This is a genomic window from Bacillus cereus group sp. MYBK108-1 (assembly GCF_051917185.1).
Lineage (GTDB): Bacteria > Bacillota > Bacilli > Bacillales > Bacillaceae_G > Bacillus_A > Bacillus_A cereus.
Genome location: NZ_JBQAHZ010000008.1, coordinates 83709 through 100330 on the forward strand (window position 1 = coordinate 83709; position 16622 = coordinate 100330).

Sequence of the window (16622 nt, forward strand, 5' to 3'; positions counted from 1 at the left end):
AGAGAGAGCATGAATATATGTAGAGTGCATCACGTTGCAATTATTTGTTCGAATTATGAGATGTCAAAGGATTTTTATACTAGGATATTAGGGTTTAAAGAGATAAATGAAGTATATAGAAAGGAACGAGATTCTTATAAATTAGATTTATGTGTAGGAGAAGAGTATCAAATCGAATTATTTTCATTTCCAAATCCGCCTGAGCGCAAAAGTTTTCCAGAAGCAGCCGGTCTTAGACATTTAGCATTTGCTGTTACAAATATAGAAGAAGCTGTGAAGCATTTAAACCAATGTGGTGTTGAGACGGAACCGATCCGTATTGATGAAATAACGGGGAAGAAATTCGTCTTTTTCCAAGACCCTGATGCTTTACCTTTAGAATTGTATGAGGTTTGAAAATTGGTGGATTTTATATAGAGTTGCTGTCCAATAATTGAAGAAACTAAAGTGAAACTTCTTTTTAAAAGGAGGTGTAACTTTAGCTAAGAAAGCTAAAGAGCATATGTGGATATTTTAAAATTATTGATGGTAGTCATTCTTATTGGGTTAACAGCATTTTTTGTGGCTGTTGAATTTGCAATTATTAAGGTACGTAGCAGTCGTATTGATCAACTCGTTAGTGAAAAAAGAAGAGGTGCACTGGCAGCAAAAAAGGTAACTTCAAATTTAGATGAATATTTATCGGCCTGTCAGCTAGGCATTACAATTACTGCTTTAGGGCTCGGGTGGTTAGGGGAACCAACCATTAAACATTTACTCGAGCCGTTGTTTTTAAAATTAAAATTCTCACCTGCAATTTCCAGTACAGTTTCATTTATTATTGCCTTTGCAGTAATTACATTTTTACATGTTGTCATTGGGGAGCTTGCTCCAAAGACATTTGCTATACAAAAAGCAGAACAAGTTAGCTTATTGTTATCGAAACCACTTATTTATTTTTACCGAGTTATGTATCCGTTTATTTGGGCTTTGAATGGTTCAGCGAGGGTTGTAACTGGTTTATTCGGATTACATCCAGCTTCTGAACATGAAGTAGCTCATTCAGAAGAAGAATTAAGGTTAATCTTATCTGAGAGCTATGAGAGCGGAGAGATTAACCAAAGGGAATTTAAATATGTAAATAATATTTTTGAATTTGATAATAGAGTAGCAAAAGAAATTATGGTACCTCGTACGGAAGTTGTAGGCTTATATGAGGACGAACCATTTGAAACACATATTAAAGTAATCGCGCAAGAAAAGTACACGAGATATCCTGTATTTGGTGAAGATAAAGATGAAATTATTGGGATGGTTAATGTAAAAGATTTATTTATTCGTTATATGGATGGTAATCGGGATGAGGAGTGCTCAATTATGCCATATACAAGGCCAGTTATTGAAGTGCTAGAAAATATTCCAATTCATGATTTACTATTACAAATGCAAAGAAAACACATTCCATTAGCTGTATTGTATGATGAATATGGTGGTACAGCTGGGATTGTTACACTAGAAGATATTTTAGAAGAAATTGTTGGAGAAATTCGAGATGAATACGATGAAGATGAGAATCCCCCTATAGAGCATATAAGTGAAGGTTATAAAATCGTAGAGGGAAAAGTGCTTATTAGTGAAGTAAATGATTTGCTTGGCATACATTTAATTGCTGATGATGTAGATACAATTGGTGGCTGGATTATGGTACAAAAACAAATCGTTGCTGAAGGAGATATTATTGAGAAACACGGTTTTTATTTTAAAGTCCTTGAAAAGGATATGCATCAAATTAAACGAGTGGAAATAAGGAAAGTAGAAGAATGATTTTCTATAAACTTTAATAAAAAGGATATACAGAAAAATAAATGTTTGCGCTTTCAAAAAAGGTGCTATATAGTGAAGGTGGATACTGAAAAATTCTTCTGAATGATACTCGTGTTTTTAGAGGGCGGATTTTTTGGATAAGGATTTAGAATGAAAAAGTATAGGTGATAAAAATGATAGCAACGAAGGATATACGTATAGAAAAAGATTTTTTAGGTGAAAAAGAAGTACCAAGTGTAGCTTATTATGGTGTACAAACATTACGTGCCGTAGAAAACTTCCCAATTACAGGATATCGCATTCATCCATCACTCATTACAGCAATGGCAATTGTGAAAAAAGCGGCGGCGCTTGCGAATATAGATACTGGTTACTTAGCTAAAGACATTGGACATGAAATTGCAGAAGCAGCGCAAGAAATTGTTGATGGAAAGTTTCATGATCAATTTATCGTGGACCCTATTCAAGGTGGAGCCGGAACTTCTATTAATATGAATACAAATGAAGTAATTGCGAATAGAGCGTTAGAACGTATGGGATATGAAAAAGGGGCGTATGCGAAAATTAGCCCAAACACTCATGTGAACATGGCCCAATCAACGAACGATGCGTTTCCAACAGGGATTCATATTGCAACTCTTATGATGTTAGAAAAGCTTCTTATTACAATGGAAGAACTTCATTCTGCTTTTCGTAAAAAAGCAAAAGAGTTTGATCATGTTATTAAAATGGGACGCACACATTTACAAGATGCAGTTCCAATTCGCCTTGGACAAGAATTTGAAGCGTATAGCCGAGTGCTTGCGCGTGATATAAAAAGAATTAAACAGTCTCGTCAACATTTATATGAAGTGAATATGGGCGCGACAGCTGTTGGTACAGGATTAAATGCAAATCCTATGTATATTGAACAAGTGGTAAAACATTTAAGAACGTTTAGTGGATTCCCACTTGTTGGTGCAGAGCATTTAGTTGATGCAACGCAAAATACAGATGCATACACAGAGGTATCTGCAGCACTTAAAGTATGTATGATGAACATGTCTAAAATTGCAAACGATCTTCGTATTATGGCGTCTGGTCCACGTGTTGGGTTAGCTGAAATTCAATTGCCAGCACGTCAGCCAGGTTCATCGATTATGCCAGGAAAAGTAAATCCAGTTATGGCAGAAGTGATTAACCAAGTCGCATTCCAAGTAATCGGAAACGATCATACAATTTGCTTAGCATCAGAAGCTGGACAATTAGAGTTAAACGTAATGGAGCCTGTGCTTGTATTTAATTTAATTCAATCTATTAGTATTATGAATAATGGATTCCGTGTATTCCGTGAATATTGTATTGAAGGAATTACGGCAAATGAAGAATTGCTGAAGCAATATGTTGAGAAAAGTGTTGGAATTATTACAGCAGTTAATCCTCATATTGGTTATGAAGTAGCATCTCGTATTGCACGTGAAGCAATTGAAACAGGGAAATCTGTTAGGGAGTTATGTTTAGAACATGGTGTACTGACAGAAGAGGAATTAGATATTATTTTAGATCCATTCGAAATGACTCACCCTGAAATTGCTGGAGCTTCTTTATTAAAAAATAAAAAAATGTAATGTGAAAAACACCGATCCACTTGGATCGGTGTTTTATTTTTAAAAGATATTAAATACAGCGTTTAATTGAAGTAAGCTAATAACAGCTAAGAAGATTAAACTGTATTTCATTGCTGTTTTAAATAGAGCAGATTCTTTACCAACTAGCCCAACTGCGGCACAAGCAACTGCTACAGATTGTGGTGAAACCATTTTTGCCATTGTACCACCTACTACGTTTAAGGCAACGAGTGTAGAAGGAACGATGTTTAACTGGTCTGCTGTTACTGCTTGAAGTGGTGCGAATAAAGAACCACTTGAAACTACTGAACCTGTAATGAATACGCCAATCCATCCTAAGATTGGAGAAAGAACTGGGAATGCATTACCAGTAGAAGAGAATGCAAGTCCAAGTGTAGATGACATACCAGAGTAGTTTTCTACGTAAGCTAAAGCGATAACGCTACAAATTGTATATACTGGAGCTTTTAATTCTTTCATTGTTTCAATCATTAATTCTTTAACCATTTTACCTTTTACGCGGTAAACGATAAGTGAAACGATAATTGCTAGTACAATCGCAGTAGTTGTAGAGGAGAATACATCAAATTTGAAAACAGCTGCGAAAGGTGTATCAGCTTTTGTAATTGGTGTAGTTTTCATAACAGCATTATGAAGACCAGGGAACTGAATGTTAAATACTAAGTTTGCTAACGCACCATCTGGAGCAAATAAAGCTTTAATCGGTTTTAAGTTAAAGATTGTTACAAATGCAGTTAAGAATACGAATGGAGACCAAGCGTATAAAATTTGATTGAATGTATGTGATACTTTAGTTTCTTGTTTTTCTTCTTTAGTAGAAGATTTTGGTTGCCAAACACGTAAGAATAATGCAAGAGCAATCATACTTACAACTGCTGCGAAAATATTAGTAAGTTCTGCACCTAAGAAGTAAGTCACAGCGAATTGAGTAATAGCGAAAGAAACACCACTTACAAGAATACCTTGCCAAGTTTCTTTAATACCTTTAATTCCATCGACCATTGAAACAAGTAAGAAAGGTAAAATAATACTAATGAAAGGTAAAATAAGAACAGTTTGACGACCAATAGTTAATGCGTCAAGTTGAGTTAATTGTGCTGGCACTGTAACTGGAATACCCATAGCACCCATAGCACCACCAGCAATATTAGCTACTAAACAAATACCTGCTGCTTTTAATGGATTAAAGCCCATACCTACAAGTAGTGCGGCTGTAATAGCAACTGGAACCCCTAGACCAGCTGCACCTTCTAAGAAAGCACCGAAAGAATAAGCGATTAATAATACTTGTAAACGTTGATCATTTGTAATGCTTGAAATACTATCGCGAATAATATTGAATTGCTCTGTTTTAACAGTTAATTTGTAAAGGAAAATTGCGGCGATAACGATAGTACAAATTGGATAAAATCCAGATAAAACACCGAATCCAGCAGATGCTACAGCTACTGTTGCTGGCATTTTATAAACAAATATTGCAAGGATAATAGCGACAATCACACTATAAAGACCAGCCATGTAACTTTTCATTTTGAATCCCATTAAACAAATGATGAAACAAAAGATTGGAAGTGCTGCGATTAGTGCAGATAACCAAATATTGTTTAATGGGTCATAAATTTGTGTCCAAGTACTCATAATAATGACAACTCCTATCTATTATATGTGAAGAAATTCACATTATTTGTGAAACTATTCACAATCAACTTACATGCTTAGTATATTCTCCTTCAACACTATTGTCAACGTAAAAAAGTATAATTATTCCATAATAGTGTTAAAAGAAAAGCTTTGTTCATAAAGTAGACAAAAAACACACTCAAATGAATTTAAGTGTGCTGTATAAACTATTTGCATATTATTTTGCTTATTCAGCTGGCATGTTTCCTATAAGTGTATATTAGATGCCATCTTTTATATCGAGTATAAAGTTTGATATATGAACTGATCTGTCCTATTTGATCTAGTGTGAGGGAGGATTGGTGAGTGGATTTAAATAGGAAGTTTTGCACAACAGTCCAACCGCTTGCAATACGAATAAAAAATTAGAAACAAATTTTTAATATCACATCATCTCTTTTTACTGAAAATTCCTTTTAGCGTAACAAAGAGGTTAATTATAGTTCAACTACATTACGATAGGTTATCAATTATAGACGGTATTTTACAATACCGTTACTGTGCGTTTCAATGAGGTGAAAATATAACAAAAAGCTTGATAAAACAACGTTTGCAAGCAAAGTATTCGTAGGCCATTATTTTGCTTTTTCGTTATATCATATAGTATAATATTCAAAATCAGCAAGGATTTTTTCCTGAATTTTTGCTGATAAAGATGGAAAAATTTTTCGGCTTTATAGGTTGATAAAGTTATGTCGTAACAGGAAATATAAGAACAGATATATAAATAAATAAAAAGAACATAAAAACGCAAATAAAAACGAAAATGAGGGGAACTTTATGAGCCAAAATCAATTCGAATGTCGTATTTCAGAAGAAGATGTACAAATGTTAAGAGCGTTAGCTCACCCACTTCGTCTACGTCTAGTAATGGAACTTATGCAAAGAGGAACATGTAATGTAACACAACTACAGGAAGTATTAGAAATTCCGCAATCAACGGTTTCACAACATTTAACGAAGTTAAAGCAAAATAAAGTAGTACGCTTTGAAAGACGAGGATTAGAAGTGTATTATCAAATCCATAATGATAAAGTAAGTGCGGTAGTAAAAACATTATTTTCTTAAAATTTGAATATTATGGAAAAAGACGTATGGAATATACGTCTTTTTTTATTTGTCAGAAAGGTAGCGAGAGAGTAAATATTAGCATGTGAGGAAGAAATGACTATCAATCAACATGCTGCCTTACGGAATATATTCTAAAAGGGAAAGAAAAAATAGAAAGGAGTGTAGTAAGCAAAAGGAGGGATAGTAGTATGGATGTGAAACGTGTGAAACAAATCTTATCTTCTTCAAGTAGAATTGACGTTACATATGAGGGCGTACCAGTATGGATTGAGAGCTGTGATGAGCAGAAGGGGAGTGCTCAAGTGTATGATGTATCTAATCCTGGTGAGAGCGTTCATGTGGACGTGACAGCTTTAGAGGAGAAGTAATAAAAAAGACGCTTCTAATTTTAGAAGCGTCTTTTTGTTATTCCATCATATGTGCAATTTTCTTAGAGAACATAAGAAGTACTAATCCCAGTACAATTACGATAATACCGATGCTTGCGAATACTTCTAAATATCCTAAAGATTGAGTGAAAGCGGCTAATTGTCCTGCTAATAAGTTTGCGAAGCCAGTACCAGCTAACCATACACCCATTAATAATGATGCTAATTTAACAGGAGCAATTGCACTTACCATAGATAATCCGATTGGTGATAAGAATAACTCACCGATTGTGTGGAACATGTAAGTGAATACAATGAATAGTAAGTTTGCTTTCATTGTAATGTTACCTTCATCGCTACCAGTTTTTAAAACAGCTAAAGTTAGAACTAAATATCCAATCCCTAGTAAAATCATGCCTAATGCCATTTTTGTTGGGATTTTCAAATCGCCATTTTTTGTTTTTGAAAGCTTAATCCATAACGCAGAAACAGGTAATGCTAGTAAGATAATGAATAGTGGGTTTACAGATTGGAACCAAGGTGTTGGAATTGTAAATCCACCAATTGTACGATCGACGAACTTATCTGTGTAAAGTGTTAAAGAACTACCAGCTTGCTCAAATCCTGCCCAGAAGAATACTACGAAACAAGTTAAAATTAAAATTGCAGCAGTACGTTTTTTCTCTTGTGTTGTTAAAGGTTTTTTCTCAATTGCTTTTGCATTTTTTTCTTTAGATTGTTTACCTACAACAGTTGTTCCGATAGACCCTAAGTAACGAGGTGCTAAGAAATTAAAGGCAAGCTGCCCAATAATCATACCGATACAAGCTGTTAAGAAACCGTATCTATAATCTGCAAAGTAACCGCAAATGAATGGAGCGATAAGAGCTCCTAAGTTAATCCCCATGTAGAAGATAGTGAAAGCACTATCACGACGAGAATCATTTTCGCTATATAATTGACCTAATAAAGTCGAAATATTTGGTTTGAAGAATCCGTTACCAATAACTAATAATCCTAATCCTAAGAAAAGTCCAGTTTTTGTGTTCATTGAGAATAATACAAAGTTACCAATTGCCATGATGATACCACCAATAGTAATGGCATGTCGCTTCGTAATGAAATGGTCAGTTAACCAACCACCAATAATAGGTGTGAAGTATACTAACATTGTGAAAATACCGTAAATTTGAACTGCAACTGCTTTATCAAATCCTAAACCGCCGCTTACTAAGCTCGTTGTTAAATAAAGAACTAATAAGCCACGCATTCCGTAATAACTAAATCTTTCCCATGCCTCTGTAAAGAACAACAAGTATAACCCTGGTGGATGTTTTTTTGGTGATTGTTGCTCTCCAGCTTTGTCTAATTTTAAAGCTGCATCCATTTTTGTTTCCCCCTAATCCTGTATAACGGATATTTATGTAATCATTTTAATTTACAAAATATTTAGAAGTCAATAGAATTATATGGAAATAGAAAGAAAATTTCTAAAAAAGTTCTATTTTTCTTCGACCGTTACTGTATTTTGCCCTGAAAACGAGATGATAAGCGTTTTCAAATGTAATAATTGAATTCTAAAAGAAAATAAAATAGTGATTAATCAGAAAATTTAGATTAAAACATTTATTCTGATATAAAGAAAATATATTCTATTTACTTTCTCAATATAACATATTGGGAATAAAAATACAAAACGAAATAATGTGACATTTAAGTGAATTGAAAAATAACCAGCTCCACAGAAGGGAGCTGGTTAAGGAAATATTATTTAACAAAGCGTTTTTCGATGTCATCTAGTAATAGGTTAGCAGCAATTACACCGCCAGCTGTATTCCAAATAACATCGTCGACTTTGTATGCTTTACCATTCTTTACGGCATTTAAATTTTTAAATAGAGGATCGTTTATATATTCTTTTTCTAGTTCAGATCCTTTTTTCTCATTTCCTTTATCGAATGTGAAGTAGAATAATACGTCACCATCCATAGCAGAAATACGCTCTTTAGATACGTTACGCTCTGCAAAATCATCTTTGTTTTGATCTCCAGGACGTTTAAATCCAAGTTCTTTTAAAATAACACCAGAGAATGTATCGCCATGATAAATACGAACATCACCAGGCATGAAACGAACCATAGAGATTTCTTGATTTACTTTATCGCCAAGTTTGCCTTTTAAATCTTTCATACGTGATTCGTAATCAGCTACAACTTTTTGACCTTCTTTTTCTTTATTTAATGCTTTTGCATAAAATTTGAAGTTATCTTTCCATTCACCACGTAATGTTTCTGAGAACACAGTAGGTGCAATTGCTTTTAATTGTTCGTACACTTTTTCGTGACGCATTTTGTTACCGATAATTAAGTCTGGTTTTAAAGAAGCGATTGTTTCAACGTTAACTTGTCCTTCATCACCAACAACTTTTACATCTTTCATTTTATCCTTAATATGTGGATACCATGGGTCACCAGTCCAAGACTTTACAGCACCAACTGGTTTCACACCTAATTCAAGTAAAGCTTCAGTTCCTTCATTTGTTAAGATAACTACACGTTTTGGATTAGCAGGAACTTCTGTTTTACCCATTGCATGTTCTACAGTAACCACTTCTTTTTTATTATCTTCTTTTGTAGATTCTTCTTTGTTATTTGATTTTCCACAAGCGCTTAAAAGCATTGAAAATGCTAGTAAAAATACAAATACTGTAAACGATTTCTTCCGCATGAAATTCATTATGTACCCCCTATATGTTGAGAATATTTTTCAATAGCAAGCATGATATTAAGCCTTTATCTTTTGATTGTCAATACATATGGGTGAAAATAATTCTCATTTCCGTTGACAATGAGAATTAAGTTGAAATACACTAACAACGTATCATTATACATTGAAGGGGAAACGCTGCATGTTATTAAAAACAAATCGAGCAAAATGGATTGGATTATTTGTTGGAATCATTGCAGTCGTTATTTGTATTTGGGGAAGTATTATTTTCGGATATACAAATACGAGTTGGAAACTAGCATTGGATGCTTTTTTCCATTTTAACGATTCCAATGAACATATTATTATTCAAAATGTACGTCTGCCTAGGGCGTTAATTGCAGCTAGTGTTGGTGCTAGTTTAGCCATTGCTGGTTGTCTTATGCAAACTTTAACTAAGAATCCACTTGCTTCTCCAGATTTTATTGGATTAAATTCAGGTGCTGCGTTCTTTATAGTTGTAGCAATTGTAATCTTTTCAGTAACATCATTATCAGCTTTCACATGGATTGCCTTTTTAGGAGCGGCGGTTGCAGCTGTACTTGTATTTGCTTCTAGTTCTTTAGGAAAAGAAGGGACTACTCCTCTTAAGTTAACGTTAGCAGGGGTCGCAATTAGTGCATTATTTTCATCATTAACACAAGGATTACTTGTGTTAAATGAAAAAGCACTTGAAGAGGTATTATTTTGGCTTGCTGGATCTGTGCAAGGGAGAAAGTTAGAAATTTTACAATCTGTATTCCCATATTTATTAATAGGATGGATTGCATCTCTTATGATGGCAGGGAAAGTAAATACATTGATGATGGGAGAAGACGTCGCGAAAGGACTTGGACAACGAACAATTTTAATGAAATCATTCGTGTTACTTATTATTGTACTGTTGTCTGGTGGTTCAGTTGCGGTTGCTGGCCCAATTGGATTTATTGGAATTATTACTCCGCATTTTGCGAGATTTCTTGTTGGAGTTGACCACAGATGGAGAGTGCCTTATAGCGGATTGTTAGGTGCAATACTACTAATATTGGCTGATATAGCAGCAAGATATGTCATTATGCCACAAGAAGTACCAGTAGGAGTTATGACAGCATTTATTGGAGCTCCATTCTTTATTTATATTGCACGTAAGAGAGGGCTTAGCAAATGAAGAAATATATTCCGTTTCGTATAGGAAAAGGTGAGCTCTCGTTTTTAATGTATAAACGAGCTTGTCTCGTCTTGTTAAGTTTACTAGTTGTTTTAATAGGATTATTCTTTGCGAGCGCAGGTATGGGGGACATGAAAATTGCTCCTTATGACGTATGGCAAGCAATTACTGGAAATGGCGATGCGATGTCAAATATGGTTGTAAATAAGTTTCGTATGCCACGTATTTTAATTGCTATCCTCGTAGGAATTGCGCTTGCAGTAGCGGGCTGTATTTTACAAGGGCTCGTTCGAAATCCACTTGCTTCTCCTGATATCATCGGGATTACGGGCGGGGCAAGTGTCGCAGTTGTATTATTTTTAGCGCTATTTAGTGATAAAAATAATGCGCTAACTGTAAGCATTCATTATATGCCGTTAGCAGCTTTTGCAGGAGCAACGATTGTAGCGGTTTTTGTATACTTATTTGCATGGAAAAATGATGGATTATCACCAATTATTCTCGTTTTAATTGGTGTTGGATTTTGGGCATTAACGAAGGCGGCAACAACATTATTTATGTTGTTAGCACCAATTTATCAAGCGAGCCAAGCGAATGTATGGATTACGGGTACCGTTTATGGCTCTTCTTGGCAAAATGTTATGGTACTTGCACCGTGGGTTCTCATTTTAACGGTAATATCATTTATAGCTGCTAGACATTTAAATGCGCAAGAGCTAGGGGATGATATTGCGGTAGGACTTGGTGTTCCTTTAACGAAGTCACGCGTATTCATGTTATTACTTAGTACGGCTTTAATTGGGGGAGCAGTTGCCTTCGCCGGAGGGATTGGATTTGTCGGTTTAATGGCACCTCATATTTCACGAAGGCTAGTTGGTTCTTTATACGGTGCGTTGCTCCCAGTTGCAGCTATTGTCGGTGCAATTCTAGTACTTGCTGCAGATTTAATAGGGCGTACAATTTTTACACCACTTGAAATTCCAGCAGGGGTATTTACATCAGCAATTGGTGCACCTTATTTTATTTATTTACTTTATAAAAGTCGGAATTCATAAAGGGAGATGAATATGCAAAAAGCATTGGAGACGAAACGCTTGACGTTGTCTTATGGTGAAACAATTATTATTGATGAGTTGAATTTAGAAATTCCAAAAGGTGAAATTACAATCTTTATCGGTTCCAACGGTTGCGGGAAATCAACTTTATTACGTTCACTAGCTAGATTATTAAAGCCAACAACTGGTGACATTTTGTTAGATAATCAAGCTATTCAAAGTATGCAAACGAAGCAAATTGCTCGTCAAATGGCAATTTTACCGCAAGGACCGCAAGCACCAGAAGGGCTTACAGTATTGCAACTTGTAAAACAAGGACGCTATCCATATCAAACATGGCTGAAACAGTGGTCAGAAAAAGATGAGGAAATGGTACAGAAGGCACTTGCAGCAACAGGTATGACAGAATTTGCTGAGCGTGATGTGCATGCTCTTTCAGGTGGGCAGCGTCAACGTGCTTGGATCGCAATGACACTTGCACAAGATACAGATATCATTTTACTGGATGAGCCAACTACATACTTAGATATGACTCACCAAATTGAAGTGCTAGATTTATTATTCGAATTAAATGAAACAGAACAAAGAACAATTGTTATGGTATTACATGATCTGAATTTAGCATGCCGCTATGCAGATAACATTGTAGCAATTCAAGATAAACAAATATATGCACAAGGTAAACCTGAAGAAGTGGTAGATGAGAAACTAGTACGTGATGTATTCCGAATGGAGTGTCAAATTAGTACGGATCCGTTGTTTGGAACACCGCTTTGTATCCCTCACGGAAGAGGAAGACGTGTAGTTAAAGAAGTTGCTCAGGCAATGAGATAAAAAAACGATGAGTGATTCATCGTTTTTTTTATTTGGTACAAGAAAATAAGAGGAAGAGAGGAATACGTAAGCGACGTTTATACTCTTCTTCATCTTGAAAATAGGTTGGATTTGGTGTAGCTTCTTTTAATGATGTAATGGTAAATCCGGCTTGCTGTAATAATGTGAAATACTCTTCCGTTGTACGATGATATTTAATAACTTCTTGCTCAATCCATGGTTCAACCCGTTTGCCTAGTTTAAAGTAATCATCGACGAGCCAACTCGTTCTTTTACCACTTGTTTGTAAGCTTTCAAATGAAGAAGTAATAACGGGATGTTGAACGCTAAAGGTAAAGGTGCCATTTGTTTTTAAAGTTTGAAATACATTTTTAAAAATAGTATCAAGATGTTCAATATAATGTAAGGCGAGTCTAGATGTTACTAAATCAAAAGTGGAAGAGGGGTAGGTATAATCTTTGAGGTTTAAAAAATGAACAGATCCATTTTTATTTTCTAGTTGTTTTTTAGCTTTTTCATACATAAGTTCGGAGCCTTCAATGCCGGTGTAAGAGTAGCATCCCTTCTCTAATAATTCCGCGCCAAACTTAGCATCACCACAGCCTAAATCGAGAATTTGTTTTCCTTGTACATGACCAATGAGCTGAAAGAATACTGGTTTTTCAATGGATTCATTTGGGCTATTTTCTCGGTATCTTCGTTTCATATATTGTTCGAAAAATGCTGTGTTATTGTATACATCAGATTCTGTAAATGCCATGTTTGAAACCTCCCGAAATATTTTTTTAATTCTATCAAATATGAAAAGTAAATGATAGATTTATTGTAATAAATCATATATAATCTAGAATTGTAAGCGGTTACTTTAAACTATTTTTCTATAATAAATTCTGAAAACGTGTTAAGCTAGTAGAGGGATTATTAGAACTATTAAGACAATAATCCGCTTACATGAACGATGGGAGGCTTCACGATGTCTAGTAAAACACTTGCGAAATTTTTAGAAGAAAATTTAGAGGATTTAAAATCAAAGGGGCTTTATAACGTAATTGATCCGCTTGAGAGTTCAAATGGACCGATCATTACAATTGGCGGAAAAGAATATATTAACTTATCTTCAAACAACTATCTGGGATTAGCAACAGATAGCCGTTTGCAAGAAGCAGCAATTGGTGCTATTCATAAGTACGGTGTTGGAGCAGGGGCTGTTCGTACAATTAACGGTACTTTAGATTTGCATATTAAGTTAGAAGAAACAATTGCAAAGTTTAAACATACAGAAGCAGCAATTGCTTATCAATCAGGATTTAACTGTAATATGGCAGCGATTTCAGCTGTTATGGATAAAAATGATGCGATTCTTTCAGACGAATTAAATCATGCATCTATTATTGACGGTAGTCGTCTATCAAAAGCAAAAATTATTGTTTATAAACATTCTGATATGGAAGATTTACGCCAAAAAGCAATCGCGGCGAAAGAATCAGGTCTTTACAATAAATTAATGGTAATTACCGACGGTGTCTTTTCGATGGATGGAGATGTTGCAAAACTACCAGAAATTGTTGAGATTGCAGAAGAGTTAGATTTAATGACATACGTAGATGATGCACACGGTTCAGGTGTACTTGGAAAAGGTGCAGGAACTGTAAAGCACTTCGGTCTTTCTGATAAAGTTGATTTCCAAATTGGTACATTATCAAAAGCAATTGGGGTAATTGGTGGATATGTAGCAGGGAAACAAAACTTAATTGACTGGTTAAAAGTTCGTTCACGTCCATTCTTATTCTCTACAGCATTAACACCAGCTGATGCAGCAGCTTGCATGAGATCAATTGAAATCTTAATGGAAAGCACAGAGTTACACGATCGCTTATGGGAAAATGGCCGCTACTTGAAACAAGGATTAAAAGAACTTGGCTTTAACATTGGGGAAAGTGAAACGCCAATTACACCTTGTATTATTGGGGACGAAGTATTAACACAAGAATTTAGTAAACGTCTAAATGAAGAAGGTGTATACGCAAAATCTATCGTGTTCCCAACTGTAGCAAAAGGAACAGGGCGCGTTCGTAATATGCCTACAGCAGCTCATACGAAAGAAATGTTAGATGAAGCAATTCTTAAGTATGAAAAAGTAGGAAAAGAAATGGGCATCATTTAAGTAACGACATCTTTTGAATAGCTTGCAAATGAGGAGTGGGGAAAATGAAAAAAATTCTAGTAACCGGTTCTTTAGGGCAAATTGGTTCTGAACTAGTAATGAAACTTCGTGATGTATACGGCGCATCAAATGTTATTGCAACAGATATTCGTGAAACAGATAGTGAAGTAGTAACGTCTGGTCCATTTGAAACGTTAGATGTAACAGATGGACAAAAACTACATGATATCGCAAAGCGTAATGAAGTAGATACAATTATTCATTTAGCAGCTTTACTTTCAGCAACAGCAGAAAAAAATCCGTTATTTGCATGGAATTTAAATATGGGTGGACTTGTAAATGCTCTAGAAGCAGCTCGTGAATTAAACTGTAAGTTCTTCACGCCAAGTTCTATCGGTGCATTCGGTCCATCGACGCCAAAAGATAATACACCGCAAGATACAATTCAGCGTCCTACTACGATGTATGGGGTAAACAAAGTAGCAGGAGAATTACTGTGTGATTATTATCATCAAAAATTTGGCGTAGATACGCGCGGTGTCCGTTTCCCAGGTTTAATTTCTTACGTAGCTCCTCCAGGAGGCGGAACAACTGATTATGCAGTTGAAATTTATTATGAGGCGATTAAAGAAGGTGCATACACCTCATACATTGCTGAAGGAACGTACATGGACATGATGTATATGCCTGATGCTTTACAAGCGATCATTTCATTAATGGAAGCTGATCCAAGTAAGCTAGTGCATAGAAATGCATTTAACATTACAGCAATGAGCTTCGAGCCAGAGCAAATTGCAGCGTCAATTCGTAAACACATTCCGACGTTTACAATGGATTATGCAGTAGATCCAGCTCGTCAAACAATCGCTGATAGCTGGCCAAACTCTATTGATGCAACAGCAGCAATGAAAGAGTGGTGCTTTAAAGCAGAATACGATTTAGACAAAATGACAACTGACATGCTGGCTAAGTTAAAAAAAAAGCTCACAGCTGAGTTAGTGATGAATTAATAGGAAGAGTCGATTCTTAGGAATCGGCTCTTTTTATTTGTATTTTGGTAATATACAAATAATTACAAATGTGATAGAATGAGTTAATTTGTGTGTAAAGGGGAGACAGGGAATGGAGAAATGGGAATTAGCAAAGGAAATTTACAGTACGTCACGTTTAACGGGAACATTTAAGCTTCGATCAGGACAAGTATCAAATCAATATTTTGATAAGTACTTATTTGAATCTAATCCAGTACTGTTATTAGAAATTACTAAACAGTTGAAAGAGCTCATTCCTCCTGATACAGAAGCACTCGCTGGTTTAGAGATGGGAGGAATTCCAGTAGCAACGGCATTATCTTTACAAACAGGTATACCGGTCGTATTTGTAAGAAAAGAAGCGAAGAAGTACGGCACATGTAAGTTAGCAGAAGGCGTTAATATTGCTGGGAAAAATATTTGTGTTGTTGAGGATGTTATTACGACAGGTGGTCAAATATTATTAAGCACGAAAGATTTAAGAGAACTAGGTGCGAAAGTACATCATGTTCTAGGTGTGATTGAACGAACGAAAGAGGGAAGAGAAAACTTATTAGCAGATGGTTTACAACTACATTCTTTATTTACAATGGATGAGTTAATTGAAGGAGAAAAGCAACATGCAAAGAGTTGATGTCGTATATGCACTAATACATGACGAAGAAACAGATAAAATATTAATGGTACATAATGTAGAACAAAACGTTTGGTCATTGCCAGGCGGGGCTGTGGAAAAAGGTGAAATATTAGAGGAAGCACTAATAAGAGAAGTGAAAGAAGAGACAGGTTTAACTGCTACGTTAGGTGGACTTGTTGCGATCAATGAAAAATTCTTTGAAGAATCAGGGAATCATGCACTATTTTTTACATTCCGAGCGAATGTAGAAAAAGGTGAACTTATTGCGGAAGATGAAGGTGAAATTTCTGCAGTAGAGTGGGTGGATCGAACAATTGCGAATGAGCGCTTCCCATACTATGACGGAGGATTTGAATATTTGTTAGAAATAGCCATTCCATACAAGTTTCAACCAGAAACAAAGTAATTGAACGAAAAAACAGGAGCCACAAGGCTCCT

Annotated in this window: 16 protein-coding genes; 12 read left to right on the forward strand and 4 right to left on the reverse strand. The window is 35.4% G+C overall.

Going from position 1 to position 16622, the window contains the following annotated elements; genetic code table 11:
* Positions 1 to 9: 9 nt before the first annotated feature.
* From gloA2 to aspA, 3 genes are all read left to right on the forward strand, one after another.
* The gene (gloA2, locus tag ACTFSL_RS13870) at positions 10 to 396 is read left to right on the forward strand and encodes an SMU1112c/YaeR family gloxylase I-like metalloprotein (protein WP_001017671.1); all 387 of its coding nucleotides are present in this window, start codon (positions 10 to 12) and stop codon (positions 394 to 396) included.
* A gap of 108 nt (positions 397 to 504) precedes the next feature.
* On the forward strand, positions 505 to 1803 hold the full coding sequence (locus tag ACTFSL_RS13875; protein ID WP_000353313.1) for a hemolysin family protein: 1299 nt from the start codon (positions 505 to 507) through the stop codon (positions 1801 to 1803).
* A 173-nt stretch (positions 1804 to 1976) separates the two neighbouring features.
* Positions 1977 to 3410 (forward strand): aspartate ammonia-lyase, encoded by a 1434-nt coding sequence (gene aspA, locus ACTFSL_RS13880; RefSeq protein ID WP_000562156.1) that lies wholly within the window; start codon positions 1977 to 1979, stop codon positions 3408 to 3410.
* 39 nt (positions 3411 to 3449) lie between these two features.
* On the opposite strand, the gene ACTFSL_RS13885 is transcribed toward aspA, so the two are convergent.
* Complete coding sequence (locus tag ACTFSL_RS13885) at positions 3450 to 5069, reverse strand: L-lactate permease (protein WP_000109096.1); 1620 nt, start codon at positions 5067 to 5069, stop codon at positions 3450 to 3452.
* Between the two features lie 822 nt (positions 5070 to 5891).
* Between ACTFSL_RS13885 and ACTFSL_RS13890 the strand changes: the two genes are divergently transcribed.
* Together ACTFSL_RS13890 and ACTFSL_RS13895 are read left to right on the forward strand one after the other, a co-directional pair.
* Entirely contained in the window at positions 5892 to 6179 is a 288-nt protein-coding gene (locus ACTFSL_RS13890; RefSeq protein WP_000081428.1) for an ArsR/SmtB family transcription factor, read from the forward strand.
* Between the two features lie 191 nt (positions 6180 to 6370).
* A complete protein-coding gene (locus ACTFSL_RS13895; protein WP_000382679.1) occupies positions 6371 to 6550 on the forward strand; it encodes an acid-soluble spore protein H in 180 nt (59 codons plus the stop codon).
* Between the two features lie 37 nt (positions 6551 to 6587).
* Here the strand turns inward: ACTFSL_RS13895 and ACTFSL_RS13900 are convergent, their stop codons facing one another.
* Both ACTFSL_RS13900 and ACTFSL_RS13905 read right to left on the reverse strand, forming a co-directional pair.
* On the reverse strand, positions 6588 to 7937 hold the full coding sequence (locus tag ACTFSL_RS13900) for a peptide MFS transporter (RefSeq protein ID WP_000338314.1): 1350 nt from the start codon (positions 7935 to 7937) through the stop codon (positions 6588 to 6590).
* Between the two features lie 380 nt (positions 7938 to 8317).
* Positions 8318 to 9286, reverse strand: a complete 969-nt coding sequence (locus ACTFSL_RS13905) for an ABC transporter substrate-binding protein (protein ID WP_001010276.1) — start codon at positions 9284 to 9286, stop codon at positions 8318 to 8320.
* 172 nt (positions 9287 to 9458) lie between these two features.
* Here ACTFSL_RS13905 and ACTFSL_RS13910 point away from each other — a divergent pair, with 172 nt between their 5' ends.
* The 3 genes from ACTFSL_RS13910 to ACTFSL_RS13920 are packed head-to-tail and all read left to right on the forward strand — an operon-like array spanning position 9459 to position 12352.
* On the forward strand, positions 9459 to 10463 hold the full coding sequence (locus tag ACTFSL_RS13910) for a FecCD family ABC transporter permease (protein WP_059304157.1): 1005 nt from the start codon (positions 9459 to 9461) through the stop codon (positions 10461 to 10463).
* Complete coding sequence (locus ACTFSL_RS13915; protein ID WP_000760056.1) at positions 10460 to 11518, forward strand: FecCD family ABC transporter permease; 1059 nt, start codon at positions 10460 to 10462, stop codon at positions 11516 to 11518. Before ACTFSL_RS13910 ends, ACTFSL_RS13915 begins: the two co-directional genes overlap by 4 nt.
* 12 nt (positions 11519 to 11530) lie before the next feature.
* A complete protein-coding gene (locus tag ACTFSL_RS13920; RefSeq protein WP_001167962.1) occupies positions 11531 to 12352 on the forward strand; it encodes an ABC transporter ATP-binding protein in 822 nt (273 codons plus the stop codon).
* Positions 12353 to 12380: 28 nt separating this feature from the next.
* Here ACTFSL_RS13920 and ACTFSL_RS13925 read toward each other — a convergent pair whose 3' ends face one another.
* A complete protein-coding gene (locus ACTFSL_RS13925) occupies positions 12381 to 13112 on the reverse strand; it encodes a class I SAM-dependent DNA methyltransferase (RefSeq protein ID WP_000885969.1) in 732 nt (243 codons plus the stop codon).
* A gap of 213 nt (positions 13113 to 13325) precedes the next feature.
* On the opposite strand from ACTFSL_RS13925, the gene ACTFSL_RS13930 reads away from it, so the two are divergent.
* The 4 genes from ACTFSL_RS13930 to ACTFSL_RS13945 all read left to right on the forward strand — a co-directional run bounded on the left by ACTFSL_RS13930 (position 13326) and on the right by ACTFSL_RS13945 (position 16590).
* The gene (locus ACTFSL_RS13930; protein WP_000095905.1) at positions 13326 to 14516 is read left to right on the forward strand and encodes a glycine C-acetyltransferase; all 1191 of its coding nucleotides are present in this window, start codon (positions 13326 to 13328) and stop codon (positions 14514 to 14516) included.
* 44 nt (positions 14517 to 14560) lie between these two features.
* Positions 14561 to 15526 (forward strand): L-threonine 3-dehydrogenase, encoded by a 966-nt coding sequence (locus tag ACTFSL_RS13935; protein WP_059304156.1) that lies wholly within the window; start codon positions 14561 to 14563, stop codon positions 15524 to 15526.
* Positions 15527 to 15638: 112 nt separating this feature from the next.
* Positions 15639 to 16181 carry an orotate phosphoribosyltransferase gene (gene pyrE / locus ACTFSL_RS13940; protein ID WP_000417037.1) on the forward strand — a complete coding sequence of 181 codons (543 nt, stop codon included), beginning with the start codon at positions 15639 to 15641 and terminating at the stop codon, positions 16179 to 16181.
* Entirely contained in the window at positions 16168 to 16590 is a 423-nt protein-coding gene (locus tag ACTFSL_RS13945; RefSeq protein WP_006919539.1) for an NUDIX hydrolase, read from the forward strand. Before pyrE ends, ACTFSL_RS13945 begins: the two co-directional genes overlap by 14 nt.
* The last annotated feature ends 32 nt before the right edge of the window (positions 16591 to 16622 follow it).